Here is a 13,604-nt window from a genome sequence, read left to right as displayed (position 1 = left end):
CACACAACCGCACAGCACCTCACAGGCCGACCGCGACGAAAGCCGCCGTCAGCAGTGCGAACCCGGCGCCTCCCGTGACCCACGCGAGGCGCCGGCGCCGCATTCCACCCGCCACCACCACCGACGCCAGCACCAACGCCCCGCCCAACGGCACCCACGCACGCAGAAAACCGGGCCCGCCCGCCCGCACCGCGGACGTCGAACCCGGCTTGAGCACCACCGGAATGCGGGCCCCCTTCACCACGCCCACCGACCGGTCGAGCGTCACCCGCGCATGCCGCACCGCGACCGGCGACGCCGGCGCGAACGGACCGGAACACACCCCGCCCGCACACCGCGCCACGGTCATCTCGCCCCGCTCACGGCCCGACGGGAACACGACGTGCTGGGCCGAACCCCAGGACGCCCACACACCGGTGATCAGCAACAACGCGGCGAGCACGCCCGCCGCGACCTGCCGGGTGACAGCCAACATGGCGGGGATCCTCGGCCACCCACCCCGGCCCGGTCAACTCCTGCCGGGGAAAGTCCGCACAGGTCGCCAGTTGTCCGCCGTAACCCGTGAACTCACGAGTTGTACGTCGACTGCGCGCGCTCCAGACCCTCGATGACCAGGGCCTCCACGGCATCCGCCGCACGGTCCACGAAGTAGTCGAGCTCCTTGCGCTCCGCCGACGAGAAGTCCTTCAGCACGAAGTCCGCCACCTGCATCCGGCCCGGCGGACGGCCGATCCCGAAACGCACCCGGTGATAGTCACTGCCCAGCGCCTTCGTGATCGACTTCAGACCGTTGTGCCCGTTGTCGCCACCGCCCAGCTTCAGCCGCAGCACCCCGTAGTCGATGTCCAGCTCGTCGTGCACCGCGACGATGTGCGCCGTCGGCACCTTGTAGAAATCGCACAGCGCCGTCACCGGGCCACCCGACACGTTCATGAACGACATCGGCTTCGCGAGAATCACCCGCCGGTTCGCCGGCCCGGGCGGACCGATCCGCCCCTCGACGACCTGGGCCTGACCCTTGGTCGCCCGCTTGAACTTCGCCCCCATCCGCTGCGCCAGCAGATCCGCCACCATGAAACCGACGTTGTGCCGGTTCATCGCGTACTCGGGACCGGGGTTGCCCAGGCCGGCGATCAGCCAGGGAGCGTTCTCGTCGGACATGCACGTTCCTCGCGTAGAGACGGGTGGGAGACGGGTGAGAACAGCGGTACGGGGTGGCAGGCCGCGCCCACCACCCCGTACCCAGGTCAGACGACCTCGAAGGCTCAGGCCTCCGCGGCGGCCTCGTCGCCCGCGGCCTCGGCCGGGGCCTCCTCCGCCTGCGCGGACACGACCTGCAGCACGACGGCGTCACCGTCGACGGCCAGCGTGGTGCCCGACGGCAGCGCGATGTCCTTGGCGTGGACGGAGGCACCGGACTCCAGGCCCGCCACGGAGACCGTGACCGACTCGGGGATGTGCGTGGCCTCGGTCTCCACCGCCAGCGTGTTCAGCACGTGCTCGAGCAGGTTGCCACCCGGGGCCAGCTCGCCCTCGGTGACGATGGGGAGCTCGACGGTGACCTTCTCGCCGCGCTTCACGAGCAGCAGGTCGACGTGCTCGAGCGAGCCCTTGATCGCGTCACGCTGGACGGACTTCGGGATCGCCAGCTCGTTGGCCTTGCCGTCGATGTCCAGGGAGATCAGGACGTTCGGCGTACGCAGGGCGAGCTGCAGCTCGTGACCCGGCAGCGTGATGTGGACCGGCTCGGAACCGTGCCCGTACAGAACCGCGGGAACCTTGGCCTCGCGGCGGATACGGCGGGCCGCACCCTTGCCGAACTCGGAACGGGTCTCGGCGGCGAGCTTGACCTCGGACATGCTCTTCAACTCCTCGTAGATCTGGGGAAAGAGTCACCCGGCCACGAACGGCCTGCTACGAAGAGCGCGTCGATAACGGACCGCCGACACCTCCGAGAACAGAAGTGCGGCCTCCCTCGCCGAGCAACTTTGACAGGTTACCCGGCGCGGAAGGCCGCACCAAATGGATCTACGAGCTAAGCCGCTCAGGCCTCGCCCTCGAACAGGCTCGTCACCGAACCGTCCTCGAAGACCTCACGCACCGCCGAGGCGATCGTCGGCGCGATCGACAGCACCGTGATCTTGTCGAGCTCCAGCTCACCCGGCGTCGGCAGCGTGTCAGTGAACACGAACTCGCTCACCTTCGAGTTCTTCAGCCGGTCCGCGGCCGGACCCGACAGCACACCGTGCGTCGCCGTCACGATGACGTCCTCCGCACCGTGCGCGAACAGCGCGTCCGCGGCCGCACAGATCGTGCCGCCCGTGTCGATCATGTCGTCGACGAGCACGCACACGCGGCCCTTCACGTCACCCACGACCTCGTGGACCGTGACCTGGTTGGCCACGTCCTTGTCACGCCGCTTGTGGACGATCGCCAGCGGCGCGCCCAGACGGTCGCACCAGCGGTCCGCCACCCGCACGCGGCCCGCGTCCGGCGACACCACGGTGAGCTTGTTCCGGTCGACCTTCGCGCCCACGTAGTCCGCCAGGATCGGCAGCGCGAACAGATGGTCCACCGGGCCGTCGAAGAAGCCCTGGATCTGGTCCGTGTGCAGGTCGACCGTGAGAATCCGGTCGGCACCCGCGGTCTTCATCAGATCCGCGATCAGACGCGCCGAGATCGGTTCACGTCCACGGTGCTTCTTGTCCTGCCGCGCGTAACCGTAGAACGGCACGATCACCGTGATGGAGCGAGCCGACGCGCGCTTCAGCGCGTCGATCATGATCAGCTGCTCCATGATCCACTTGTTGATCGGAGCCGTGTGGCTCTGGATCAGGAAGCAGTCGGCGCCGCGAGCGGACTCCTGGTAACGGACGTAGATCTCACCGTTGGCGAAATCGAAAGCCTTGGTCGGGACGATCCCGACACCGAGCTGGTGCGCGACCTCCTCGGCAAGCTCGGGGTGGGCGCGGCCAGAGAAGAGCATCAACTTCTTCTCGCCCTGCGTCTTGATCCCGGTCACAGCACTAGTCTCCTCAGACGAGTTCGTCCGCCTCAGCTGCCCGCGCGTCCTATAGCAGCGAGCCAGGCGAATCGTGTGCACCTATCACGGTACGCCGTGTCGGACGCACCTGATTCCGGTCAGCCTTCACTTCCCGGATTCCGGGAGGCCGCTTCCGCCGCCTTCGCGGCCGCGCTCCCCGGACGCTTACGGGCCACCCAACCCTCGATATTCCTTTGCTGGCCCCGGGCGACGGCCAGCGAACCGGCCGGCACATCCTTCGTGATCACGGAGCCCGCAGCGGTGTAGGCACCGTCCCCGACGGTGACAGGCGCCACAAACATGTTGTCCGAACCGGTCTTGCAGTGCGACCCCACCACCGAGTGGTGCTTCGCCTCACCGTCGTAGTTCACGAACACGCTCGCGGCACCGATGTTCGTGAAGTCACCGATCGTCGCGTCCCCCACGTACGACAGATGCGGCACCTTCGTCGCCTCACCGATCGACGAGTTCTTCGTCTCCACGAACGTACCGATCTTCGACTTCACACCCAGCCGCGACCCCGGACGCAGATACGCGAACGGACCCACCGACGCCTGCGGACCGATCTCCGCACTGTCAGCGACCGTGTTGTCCACCCGGGCCCCCGCACCCACGCGCGTGTCCGTCAGCCGCGTGTTCGGACCCACGACCGCGCCCTCGGCGATGTGCGTCTTCCCGTGCAGCTGCGTCGACGGCAGCACCGTCGCGTCCTGCCCGAAGGTGACCGTCACATCGACCCACGTGCTCGCCGGATCCACGACCGTCACCCCGGCGAGCATCGCCCGCTCCAGCAGCCGGTCGTTGAGAATCCGCCGCGCCTCGGACAGCTGCACCCGGTTGTTGATCCCCGCGATCTCCCGGTGGTCCCGCGCCACGGACGCGCCCACCCGGTGACCCGCCTCACGCAGGATCCCCAGCACGTCCGTCAGGTACTCCTCGCCCTGACTGTTGTCCGTACGCACCTGCCCCAGCGCCTCCACCAGCAGCCGGCCGTCGAACGCGAACACACCCGAGTTGATCTCACGGATCGCGCGCTGCGCCTCGGTGGCGTCCTTGTGCTCGACGATCGCCGTGACGGCGCCCGTGGCCTCCTCGCGCACGATGCGGCCGTAGCCCGTGGCGTCCGGGACCTCGGCGGTCAGCACCGTCACCGCGTTCCCGTCGGCCTCGTGCGTGCCGGCCAGGTCCTTCAGCGTCTCGCCGGTCAGCAGCGGCGTGTCGCCGCACACCACCACGACCGTGCCCTCGACGGCGCCCTCGAGCCCCTCCAGGCCCATCCGCACGGCGTGCCCCGTCCCGTTCTGCTCCGCCTGCACGGCCGTACGGGCGTCGGCGTCGATCTCGCTCACGTGCGCGGCGACCTTCTCGCGCTCGTGCCCGACGACCACGACGAGCTGCTCGGGCGTCAACTCCCGCGCGGCGGCCAGCACATGGCCGACCAGCGACCGGCCACACAGCTCGTGCAGGACTTTCGGGGTGGCCGACTTCATGCGGGTGCCCTCACCCGCGGCGAGAACGACGACGGCGGCCGGGCTTGTGGCGCTCACGGGTGTGCCCCTCAGGATGTCTGTTCGGGTGGACATCCGCAGGATACCGGGGCGTTTTGGGCCTCAAACGGGGACGGGGCCCGACCGGTGACGGTCGAGCCCCGAACTGAAGCTCCCGAGGAAGGAATCGAACCCTCATTCAATGGACCAAAACCATTTGTCCTGCCATTAGACGACTCGGGATAGTTCGCGCGCTATGCCCGATTTGATCGGTCATTCGCGATGGCAGCCCCCACTATGCCGTACCAGGAGCCCTCGATGCGACGGTACAAGTCGGAGCCGCGCAGGACTCGGACCGCGAGGCAGCCCCGGTAGGTGTCACCGACGTTCTTGCGGACCGTCTTGGGTGTGTGCCTCTTCAGCGTCGTCTTGTAGAAGGAACTGCTGTCGGCGCCGACCAGGTCGGCCCAGTAGCTCTCGGCGCCTGCCACATCGGCGGTTTCGTGGATCATCACGCAGAAGCGCAACCGGTCGCGGTCCACCTCGAGCAGATCCAGCCATGCCAGGAACACCTGGATCATCGTCGGGTCACTGTTGACGAAAGTGACGCTCTCCCTGCGGTCGTAAGGCTTGTCCTTGGTGCCCTCGGACCAGTAGAGCGCGACGCCGACAAGGAAAAGCTCCCGGTCGGTGAGGGGGGCGATGGCTTCGCGGGCGGCGCTCTTCGTGCGCTGCCGCTCGGCGTCCCGCATCGCCGACTCATGCTCCCAATGCTTACGGGCGGCCAACTTCGCCTGCGCCGAAGGGTCGCGAGGCCGGGGCTTCGGCAGGTCGCGCACCCATAGGGAGATGGAGCTCTTCGAGCAGTCGAGCTCGGCCTGGATCCGGTCGTAGGTCCAGCCCTGGAGGCGTAAGGCGCGGGCGCGGTCGCGGAGGTCGTCCTTGGCGTTGGGGCGTTTCGTCCACTCTGGGGCGGGTTTGCCGTCAAGGAGGCGGTTAAGGAGGTCGTTGTTGTGGACGCGCAGGGTGTTGCGGATCTGGCGGCGGCTCAAGCCCTCGCGGCGCAAGGTGATCGCCTGTTCGCGGAGGTTCTCGAAATCGACGTACTTGCCGTTGGCATGTGTCATGGGTACATGCTTTGGGCGGAATTCTAGGTTCCGGGATGTAAATCGTTCTGGTTCGCTGGTTTGGGTGCTACCGGGCGGTTTCGGTGCAGGCCCGGTGTGATCATGCTGCGGGGAAACTCGCCGGAAATCGGGCAGGGGGCGCCCGTAGGGTGGGGGTATGACCACGACGGGGGAAGTTCACCGAGACGCGGCCGGGGGGCCGTGGTGGTGGGAGCGGCGGCGGTCTGCCGTGCTCGATGTGGGGCTCGCGGTGGTGTCCGCCGCGGAGTGCGCCGTGGAAGGGGTGCCGTTCGCGCACAAGGCCGGGCTGCCGGCGTGGGTGGGGATCGTCTTCGGGGTGCTGACCGGTTCGGCGCTCGTGCTGCGGCGGCGCTGGCCGATCGCGGTGGTGCTCGTGTCGGTCGCGGTGACGCCCGCGCAGATGGGCATCATGCTCACGGTCGTCGGCCTGTACTCGCTGGCCGCGTCCGAGATGCCGCGGCGGATCATCGCGGCGCTGGCGGGCATGTCGTTCGCCGGGACGTTGATCGTGTCCGTGGTGCGGGCGCAGCAGGACATGGTGCACAGCGAGAAGCTGCTGGAGGTGGGCGGCTGGTTCGTGCCGTTCGTCGCGATCACCACGTCGCTCGGGGTGACGGCGCCGCCGCTGTTGTTCGGCATGTACGTCGGGGCGCGGCGGCGGTTGATGGAGTCGCTGACGGAGCGGAACGAATCATTGGAGCGGGAGTTGCTGCTGCTCGCGGAGCGGGCGGAGGAGCGGGCCGAGTGGGCGCGGGGTGAGGAGCGGACGCGGATCGCTCGGGAGATGCACGACGTGGTGGCGCACCGGGTGTCGTTGATGGTGGTGCACGCGGCGGCGTTGCAGGCGGTGGCGCGGAAGGATCCGGAGAAGGCGGTGAAGAACGCGGCGCTGGTGGGGGACATGGGGCGGCAGGCGCTGACGGAGCTGCGGGAGATGCTCGGGGTGTTGCGGGCGGGGGACGCGGTGCCGGAGCGGGGTGGGGTGCCGTTGCAGGCGGTGGGGGCCGCGGCTGCGGCTGCCGCGGCGGCGTCGCGGGTGGAGGTGGAGGACGCGGAGGGTGGTCCGTGTCTGGCGGAGCTGGAGGAGCTGGTCGATCAGTCGCGGGCCGCGGGGATGGTGGTGGAGCTGACGGTGCTGGGGGAGGTGCGGGCCTATGCGGCGGCGGTCGAGCAGACGGCGTACCGGGTGGTGCAGGAGGCGCTGACGAACGTGCACAAGCATGCGGCCGGGGCGAAGACGTATGTGCGGCTCGCGCATCGGGAGGCGGAGGTGGCGATGCAGGTGGAGAACGAGCCGCCGCCGGTGCCTGCGGCTGCGTCGGCGGGCCTTCCCTCCGGGGGGAACGGGTTGGTGGGGATGAAGGAGAGGGTGGCCGGGCTCGGTGGGGTGTTTGTCTCCGGGCATACGGATGCGGGGGGTTTTCGGGTGTCGGCGGTGCTTCCGGCGGGCTGAGCGTCTTGGGTGGGCCCCTGTGTCGGGCTCGGCGGGGTTGCCTCGGCTCTTCGCCGTAGGGCCTGACGATTGTTGCCGGGTGCCGCCCGGTGGGGCTTCTCGCGCAGTTCCCCGCGCCCCTGAAGGCACACTTCGTGCGCCCCAGGGGCAGATTGTTCGCGCCCCCGCGACGGAGTCGCTGATCGGGTACAGCCCCGCGCCCCTGAAGGCACACTTCGTGCGCCCCAGGGGCCCGGTTGGTCGCGCCCCGCGGCGGAGTCGCTGATCGGGTACAGCCCCGCGCCCCTGAAGGCACACTTCGTGCGCCCCAGGGGCCGCTGGTCGGAGCCGCCCGAGCCCCGCGACCCGCGCCCCGCGATGAAGGCCCCGGGTGTCAGATCGACTGGAGGCGGGGTGGGTGGGTGCCGGTGATGAGGGTTTCGAGGGCCTGGTCGATGTCGGGGCCCAGGTACCAGTCGCCGCTGTGGTCGAGGGCGTAGACGCGGCCCTCGCAGTCGATGGCGAGGAGGGCTTCCGTGCCGGATTCGGCGCCGAGGGGGCAGACCTCGGTGTCGAGGGCGCGGCCGAGGTCGCCGAGGGTGCGGGCCATGTGGAGGCCGTGGAGGGGGTCGAGGTGGGGCTGGGCGGGGGCCACGTGCCGGCCGGGGCCCGTGGGCGTGAGGTGGAGGCCGCCGAACTCGGCCCATGCCTCGACGGCCGCGGGGAAGACGCTGTGCCGGTGGCCGGCGGGGGAGACGTGGGTGCGCAGCGCGTCGGCCCAGAACTCGGCCTGCTTGATGTCCCAGCGTCCGGGCCGCCAGCCGGCGGCCCGCAGCACGGTGTCGGCGCCGGAGGTGAAGCGGGCGGTGGAGGCGCCGTCGGTGGTGGGTGCGGGGTGGGACATCAGGGGGCGGCCTCGGGGTGCGGGGGTGCGGGGTCGGTGGCGTCGCCCGGTGCGGCGGCGGCGTCCTCGGGCACGACGACGTGGACGCCGAAGTGGGCGGTCAGCGCGGTGCAGGCGCGGCAGGGGCGGGCGAAGCCGCCGTGCAGCGGGTCGCCGTCCTCGCGGATGCGCCGGGTGGTGAGCTTGGCGTGCTTGAGCGCTTTGCGGGCCTCGCTCATCGACATGGGCTTGCGGCGGGCGCGCTTGGACTTCTCGGTGCGCTCCGCGTCGGAGGCGGCGAGGTGCCGGGAGATGAGGATGGCCTCGGCGCAGCGCCCGGTGAAGCGGTCGCGCTGGGCGCTGGTGAGGGTGTCGAGGAAGTCCTGGACGAGCGGGTGCAGGGCGGGTGCCTGCTCGCCGCGGGCCGCGGTGGAGGTGAGCGTGGTGCCGCGTACCGACAGTGCGGCGGCGACGGTGGGCAAGATGCCGTCGCGGCGGCCCCGCAGCACGGGTGCGGCGGTGGTGTCGGTGGCGCTCCAGCCGACGCGCGGGTCGGCGTCGGACCGGGTGTCCGTGGCGGTGGCTGGCTCTGCTGTACCGCTGTGCATGTGGTCTGGTTCCCCTCCTGCAATCCCCCAGGTTGCCTGCACAGATTGCCAAATGGGGCGGCTGGTGCGGAAGTCGGTCCCCTGCGACACGCCAGTTCGTCACAGGGTGGTGACAGCGGGGTGACTGCAGGTCATGGAACCGGAGGCCCGGTGACCCGTGTCGTACAACCGCATAGGCTGTCACGACCAGGAACCGTCAACAGTGCCGCAGGGGGCAACCGCCATGACGACAGGTCGGCTGGGGCAGCAGACCGCGCCGCCGAACGCGGCCTACGCCGGGCAGGTAGTGCACTTCCCGGACCCGGTCCGCGCCGCCCGCCACCCCAGAGGTGTGCGGATGGACGGCGAGGGTTATCCCGACTTCTCGGCGTACGCGCGTGCGGCGGCCGAGATCGCCGAGCCCCCGGAGGGCTTCGGCGTCGACGAGCTGCGTCTCACGGACTACGTGTCGGCGAACGCGGCGCTGGCCGCGTCCGGTCATCCGTTGTGGGACACGATCCCGCCGGTGGCGACGCCGCACGGCTGGACCTGGCACCACGTGCGCGGTTCGCGCCGTCTGGAGCTGGTGCCGGTCGAGGTGAAGGCGCTGTTGCGGCATCACGGCGGGCTCGCGACGACGGCCGTGGACCAGGGCAAGCGGGGCACGCGTCCGTTGCAGGACACGCGTCCGGCGCACTTCGGGCTGCCGAAGTCGGGTGTCGCGGTGACCGAGGCGCAGGTGCTCGGTGTGGAGGAGGACCTGGGGTACCGGCTGCCGGGTGCGTACCGGTCGTTCCTGAAGGCGGGCGCCGGCAGCGCGCCCGTGGGGGCGGCGCTCGACGCGGAGCTGGGGCTCCTGGTCGACCAGCCGTTCTTCACGGTCCGCGACGAGGCCGCGGTCAACGACCTGGTGTACGTCAACAAGTGTCTGCGCGATCACCTGACGAAGGACTATCTGGGTGTCGCGTTCGTGCAGGGCGGCATTCTCGCTGTGAAGGTGCGGGGGTCGGCGATCGGCTCGGTGTGGCTGTGCACGTACGACGACGCGCGCGACGGCGGTGACACGGCCGGCTGGTCGGTGGCGGAGCGGGTCGAGCGGCTGCTGCTGCCGTGCGGGGACGACTTCGACGCGTTCCTGTCGCGGCTGGCGGGCAATCCGCCGGAGCTGGAGACGGTGGCGAACCTGATGGTGGACGGCGGCTTCGCGCGCGCGGTCCCGGTCACGGGTGGGGAGTGAGGCTCCGATGGTGACGTTCGCGCAGGCGCAGGAGCGCGCCGAGGAATGGATCAACGGTGATGTGCCCGGTTACCAGCACCGTGAGGTGCGGGTGCGGGAGTTCGAGCTGGGGTTCGTGGTGTGGGCGGAGGACCGGGAGACCGGTCCGGTGTCCGACGGCGGGCGTCAGCGGCTGGTGATCGCCCGGGACAGCGGGGAGGCCACACTGTGGCCGGCGCTGCCGGTGGGTGAGGTGATCCGGCGGTACGAGGAGGAGTACGGGCTGCCGGAGGCGCCCGCGGAGCCGGCGGCCGCGCGGCCGCCCGAGCGGGTGGATCTGAACCAGACGTCGTTCCTGTTGAGCCCGCCCGAGTGGCTCCAGGAGGCGGCGGACAAGCTGGGCATCCCGGACCGCCGTGAGAACCGCGACAGCGGTTCGGGGGCTGCGGCTCCGTCGGCGCCCGCGCCTTCTACCCCGGCCGCTCCTTCTTCTTCTCCGTACGAGCCTCCGGCCCCGGCCGCCCCGGCTGTCGCCGAGACGCAGGGTTTCCCGAGTGCGCCTGCCTCGCCCTCGCCGGTGGAGCCGCAGGGCTTCCCGGGGGCCGGTTCCGATGCCACGCCGTGGGCCGGGACGGACACCAACGGGGTGGGGGACGAGGAGGACCGGTCCGTTCCGCTGCCGGAGACCGTGTTCTCGCCGCCGCTGTCCGAGGACACCCCGCCGCCCGGGGTGACTCCGGAGGCGAAGACCGCGCTGATGTCGGGCGGCAGCCAGTTGCCGCCGACCGCCGTGAGCCCGGCGCTGCGCGAGGAGCGGCCCGCGCCGATGGCGCCGCCCGCTCCGGGCACGGCCGTGCCGGGTACGCCGCCGCCGGGCACCCCCGTGCCGCCGGCCGCGCCGATGCCGCCCGCGCCGCACGCCCCGGGTGCTCCCGAGGCGCCTTCGTACGGTTATCCGCAGGGACCCGGCGCGCGGGACGCGTCCGGGCGGCCGCTGGCGCCCGGCGCCGGTGACATCGCGGACGCCGCGACGAGCAAGGCCCAGCCGCCGGCGCGCGGTGGCGCCGGGAACCCTCCGCCGCCGCCCGGCGCCCCTGGCGTTCCGGGTGCTCCCGGTGGTCAGACGCCGCCGCCTCCGGGTGCCCCGGGCACTCCGGGCGCGCCCGCGGGCGGTTACGTGCCGACGCAGCTCGTGTCCTCGCTCGGCCCCGACGGGCAGCCGCAGATGCCGGGCGCTCCGCAGCCGCCCGCCGCGCCGCAGCCGCCCGGTGCCACGCCTCCGCCGCCCGGTGGCGGTGTGCACCACGCGGCGACGATGCTGGCGGGCCCGCCGGTGAAGGGTCCGGGCGGTCAGACGCCGCCGCCTCCGGGTCCGCCCGGCGCCCCCGGTGTTCCCGGTGGCCAGACCCCGCCGCCGCCCGGCCCGCCCGGTGCTCCCGGCGCGCCGAAGCCGCCCGGTGCCACGCCTCCGCCGCCCGGTGGCGGTGTGCACCACGCGGCGACGATGCTCGCGAGCCCGGGCCCGCAGGGTCCGATGCCGCCCGGCCCGGTTCCGCCGGCTCCGGCCGCCCCGGGTCCGGTGCCGCCTCCGCCGCCCGGCGCGATGCCGCCGCCGATGGCCGGGCAGCAGATCCCGGGTGCCCCGCCGGCCGCGTACGGGTATCCGCAGCCGCCGGCCGGTCAGCCCACCGTGGGCCCCGGCTACCAGGCGGTGCTGCGCTACCGCGCGCCCGACGGTTCCGAGCAGCAGCTGATCCGGCGCTCGGCGCCCGGCATGCCGCACCCGGAGTGGCAGATCTTCCACGAGCTGCGCGGGATGAACATTCCGCCGGACCAGGTGCTCGAGCTCCATACGGAGCTGGAGTCCTGCGCGCTGCCCGGCGCGTACTGCTCCCGCATGATCAAGGAGCAGTGGCCGCAGGCGCGGATCACGTCGATCGCGCCGTACGGCGCCGATCACGCGTCGCGTCAGCAGGGCATGCAGCAGCTGATCGCGCACCAGGGCGAGCTGCACCAGGTGGCCGACGGTCCGGCGCGGCCCGCCCCGGTGCGGGCGCCGCTGCCGCCGGCCCAGCCGATGCCGCCGGTGCCCCCGGAGGGCATCGCGCAGGAGCTGGGCGCGGCGTTCGGTCCGGGTGTGTTCCGGTTCGACCAGCGGGCCGTGTCGCGGCAGGGCGTCCCGGACGTGGTCGCGCACGTCCTGGTCGTGGCGGGTCTTCCGGCGGACTTCGGGCCGTTCTTCTGGGCGCAGGCCCAGCCGGGCCGCCCGGTGCCGACGCTGGCGGAGCTCGCCGCGGAGCGCGGGGTGCAGCCGGCCTCGGACGCGGGCTCGTACCTGGTGATGGGCAGCGACTTCGGCAAGGCGGTCTGTGTCCAGTACGGGACGGCGCACATCGTGGCCGTGCCGGTGGAGGCGGGTCCGGGCGGTGGCCCGGTGCCGCCGCAGTTCGTGAACTCGGGGCTGCCCGAGTTCGCCCGTTCGCTGGCGCTGCTGGGCCGTATGTGGCGGCTGCGCTTCGGGCTGAACCCGGAGCAGGCGGGCCGCTGGACGGTCGACTTCCAGGCGCAGCTGAACGCGATCGACCCGGCGGCGCTCGGTTCGCCCGAGACCTGGTGGTCGGTGCTCCTGGAGCAGATGTGGGACGGCCTGCTGTAGGCGCGTAGGGCACGCATCACGAAGGACATGACGAGGGCGCTCGACCTGCGGGACCGGTCGGGCGCCCTCATCATGCGTGCATGGCGGGGAATCCGGCGCGGGCGCGTCCCGTGCGACGGCGGCGCTGGCCGAGGCGGGTCCTGTGGACCCTGCTCCTGGTGATCGTCGTGGTGGTCGGCTACGGGGCCGGCCTGTACTTCTGGGCCGACGGCCGGTTGCAGACGACGGACGCGCTCGGCGACTACCCGGGGCGCCCCGCGGCGGGGCACGGCAGCGACTGGCTGCTCGTCGGGTCGGACTCGCGCTCCGATCTGACGCCCGAACAGCGCAAGCAGCTGCACGTCGGCAACGACCAGGGCCTGAACACCGACACGATCATGATCCTGCACTACGGGGACAACGGCCCGTATCTGGTGTCGATCCCGCGCGACTCGTACGTGTCGATCCCGGGGCACGGCAAGAACAAGATCAACGCGGCGTACGCGCTGGGCGGGCCGCGGCTGCTGACGCGGACGGTCGAGCAGGCGACGGGGCTGCGGATCGGGCACTACGCGGAGATCGGCTTCCTGGGTCTGGTGGACGTCGTGGACTCGCTCGGCGGGGTGACCCTGTGCGTGCCCGCCGGGGGGCTGCACGATCCGAAGTCGGGCGCGGACTTCGACGCGGGCTGCCAGAAGATGGACGGGGTGCAGGCCCTCCAGTACGCGCGGGCCCGCTACTCCGACCCGCGCGGCGACCTCGGGCGGGTCGAGCGGCAGCGGGAACTGGTGCACGCGATCGCGGACGAGGCGCTCAGCGCGTCGGTACTGGCCCTGCCCTGGAAGGTGATCCCGTTTCTGAGCGCCGTCCTCGACGCGCTCACGGTGGACCGGCGGACCGGGCTGACCGAGCTGACGGAGATGGGCCGCGAGCTGTCCGATCCGAAGGCCACGACGACCGTGCCGGTGGCCTCCGAGCCGGATCTGCCGGGGGTCGGTGACGTCGTCGTGTGGGACGAGGCGAGGGCCGAGCGGCTCTTCGACGCCCTCCGTGATGATCGCGCGATTCCGACTTTCGGCGGCAATTGACGCATCCTTGACCGAGCGGGTCGACCGGTGTGTCACCTGTGGTGCGTTTGTGTCGCGTTTGTGTCGCCTATCTGGGAGAGGGGTC

General features: G+C 71.5%; 12 protein-coding genes and 1 tRNA gene. 4 read left to right on the top strand and 9 right to left on the bottom strand.

All coding sequences use genetic code 11. The annotated features are described in order from the left end of the window. Positions 1 to 19: 19 nt before the first annotated feature. The 7 genes from ACIBTU_RS25400 to ACIBTU_RS25370 form a co-directional block, all read right to left on the bottom strand. Positions 20 to 475 (bottom strand): hypothetical protein, encoded by a 456-nt coding sequence (locus tag ACIBTU_RS25400; RefSeq protein WP_399128719.1) that lies wholly within the window; start codon positions 473 to 475, stop codon positions 20 to 22. Positions 476 to 567: 92 nt separating this feature from the next. Then, positions 568 to 1,161, bottom strand: coding sequence for an aminoacyl-tRNA hydrolase (gene pth, locus ACIBTU_RS25395; RefSeq protein ID WP_399128718.1), 594 nt, complete (start codon positions 1,159 to 1,161; stop codon positions 568 to 570). A 104-nt stretch (positions 1,162 to 1,265) separates the two neighbouring features. After that, on the bottom strand, positions 1,266 to 1,859 hold the full coding sequence (locus tag ACIBTU_RS25390) for a 50S ribosomal protein L25/general stress protein Ctc (protein WP_399128717.1): 594 nt from the start codon (positions 1,857 to 1,859) through the stop codon (positions 1,266 to 1,268). A 185-nt stretch (positions 1,860 to 2,044) separates the two neighbouring features. Beyond that, positions 2,045 to 3,022, bottom strand: a complete 978-nt coding sequence (locus ACIBTU_RS25385; protein ID WP_399128716.1) for a ribose-phosphate diphosphokinase — start codon at positions 3,020 to 3,022, stop codon at positions 2,045 to 2,047. Between the two features lie 119 nt (positions 3,023 to 3,141). Further along, the gene (gene glmU, locus ACIBTU_RS25380; protein WP_399128715.1) at positions 3,142 to 4,590 is read right to left on the bottom strand and encodes a bifunctional UDP-N-acetylglucosamine diphosphorylase/glucosamine-1-phosphate N-acetyltransferase GlmU; all 1,449 of its coding nucleotides are present in this window, start codon (positions 4,588 to 4,590) and stop codon (positions 3,142 to 3,144) included. Between the two features lie 112 nt (positions 4,591 to 4,702). Beyond that, positions 4,703 to 4,773, bottom strand: a tRNA-Gln gene (locus tag ACIBTU_RS25375). A gap of 11 nt (positions 4,774 to 4,784) precedes the next feature. Continuing rightward, positions 4,785 to 5,657, bottom strand: coding sequence for a hypothetical protein (locus ACIBTU_RS25370; RefSeq protein ID WP_399128714.1), 873 nt, complete (start codon positions 5,655 to 5,657; stop codon positions 4,785 to 4,787). Between the two features lie 157 nt (positions 5,658 to 5,814). Here ACIBTU_RS25370 and ACIBTU_RS25365 point away from each other — a divergent pair, with 157 nt between their 5' ends. Beyond that, a complete protein-coding gene (locus tag ACIBTU_RS25365; RefSeq protein WP_399128712.1) occupies positions 5,815 to 7,131 on the top strand; it encodes a sensor histidine kinase in 1,317 nt (438 codons plus the stop codon). Positions 7,132 to 7,504: 373 nt separating this feature from the next. Here ACIBTU_RS25365 and ACIBTU_RS25360 read toward each other — a convergent pair whose 3' ends face one another. Further along, the gene (locus ACIBTU_RS25360) at positions 7,505 to 8,014 is read right to left on the bottom strand and encodes an SUKH-3 domain-containing protein (protein ID WP_399128710.1); all 510 of its coding nucleotides are present in this window, start codon (positions 8,012 to 8,014) and stop codon (positions 7,505 to 7,507) included. Further along, positions 8,014 to 8,601, bottom strand: coding sequence for a YwqJ-related putative deaminase (locus ACIBTU_RS25355; protein ID WP_399128709.1), 588 nt, complete (start codon positions 8,599 to 8,601; stop codon positions 8,014 to 8,016). The genes ACIBTU_RS25360 and ACIBTU_RS25355 overlap by 1 nt, the downstream gene beginning before the upstream one ends. 223 nt (positions 8,602 to 8,824) lie before the next feature. On the opposite strand from ACIBTU_RS25355, the gene ACIBTU_RS25350 reads away from it, so the two are divergent. The 3 genes from ACIBTU_RS25350 to ACIBTU_RS25340 all read left to right on the top strand — a co-directional run bounded on the left by ACIBTU_RS25350 (position 8,825) and on the right by ACIBTU_RS25340 (position 13,519). Further along, positions 8,825 to 9,817 (top strand): SMI1/KNR4 family protein, encoded by a 993-nt coding sequence (locus ACIBTU_RS25350; RefSeq protein ID WP_399128708.1) that lies wholly within the window; start codon positions 8,825 to 8,827, stop codon positions 9,815 to 9,817. A gap of 7 nt (positions 9,818 to 9,824) precedes the next feature. Continuing rightward, positions 9,825 to 12,452: an SUKH-4 family immunity protein gene (locus tag ACIBTU_RS25345; RefSeq protein WP_399128707.1), complete on the top strand. Its 2,628-nt coding sequence runs from the start codon at positions 9,825 to 9,827 to the stop codon at positions 12,450 to 12,452. Positions 12,453 to 12,532: 80 nt separating this feature from the next. Further along, positions 12,533 to 13,519 (top strand): LCP family protein, encoded by a 987-nt coding sequence (locus ACIBTU_RS25340; protein WP_399128705.1) that lies wholly within the window; start codon positions 12,533 to 12,535, stop codon positions 13,517 to 13,519. Positions 13,520 to 13,604 lie beyond the last annotated feature (85 nt).

The organism is Streptomyces sp. NPDC050145 (assembly GCF_044460245.1).
In the GTDB taxonomy this organism is placed as follows: Bacteria; Actinomycetota; Actinomycetes; order Streptomycetales; family Streptomycetaceae; genus Streptomyces.
The sequence above is the reverse complement of the archived record's forward strand: the minus strand, read 5'-3'. Positions and strand labels throughout refer to the sequence as shown.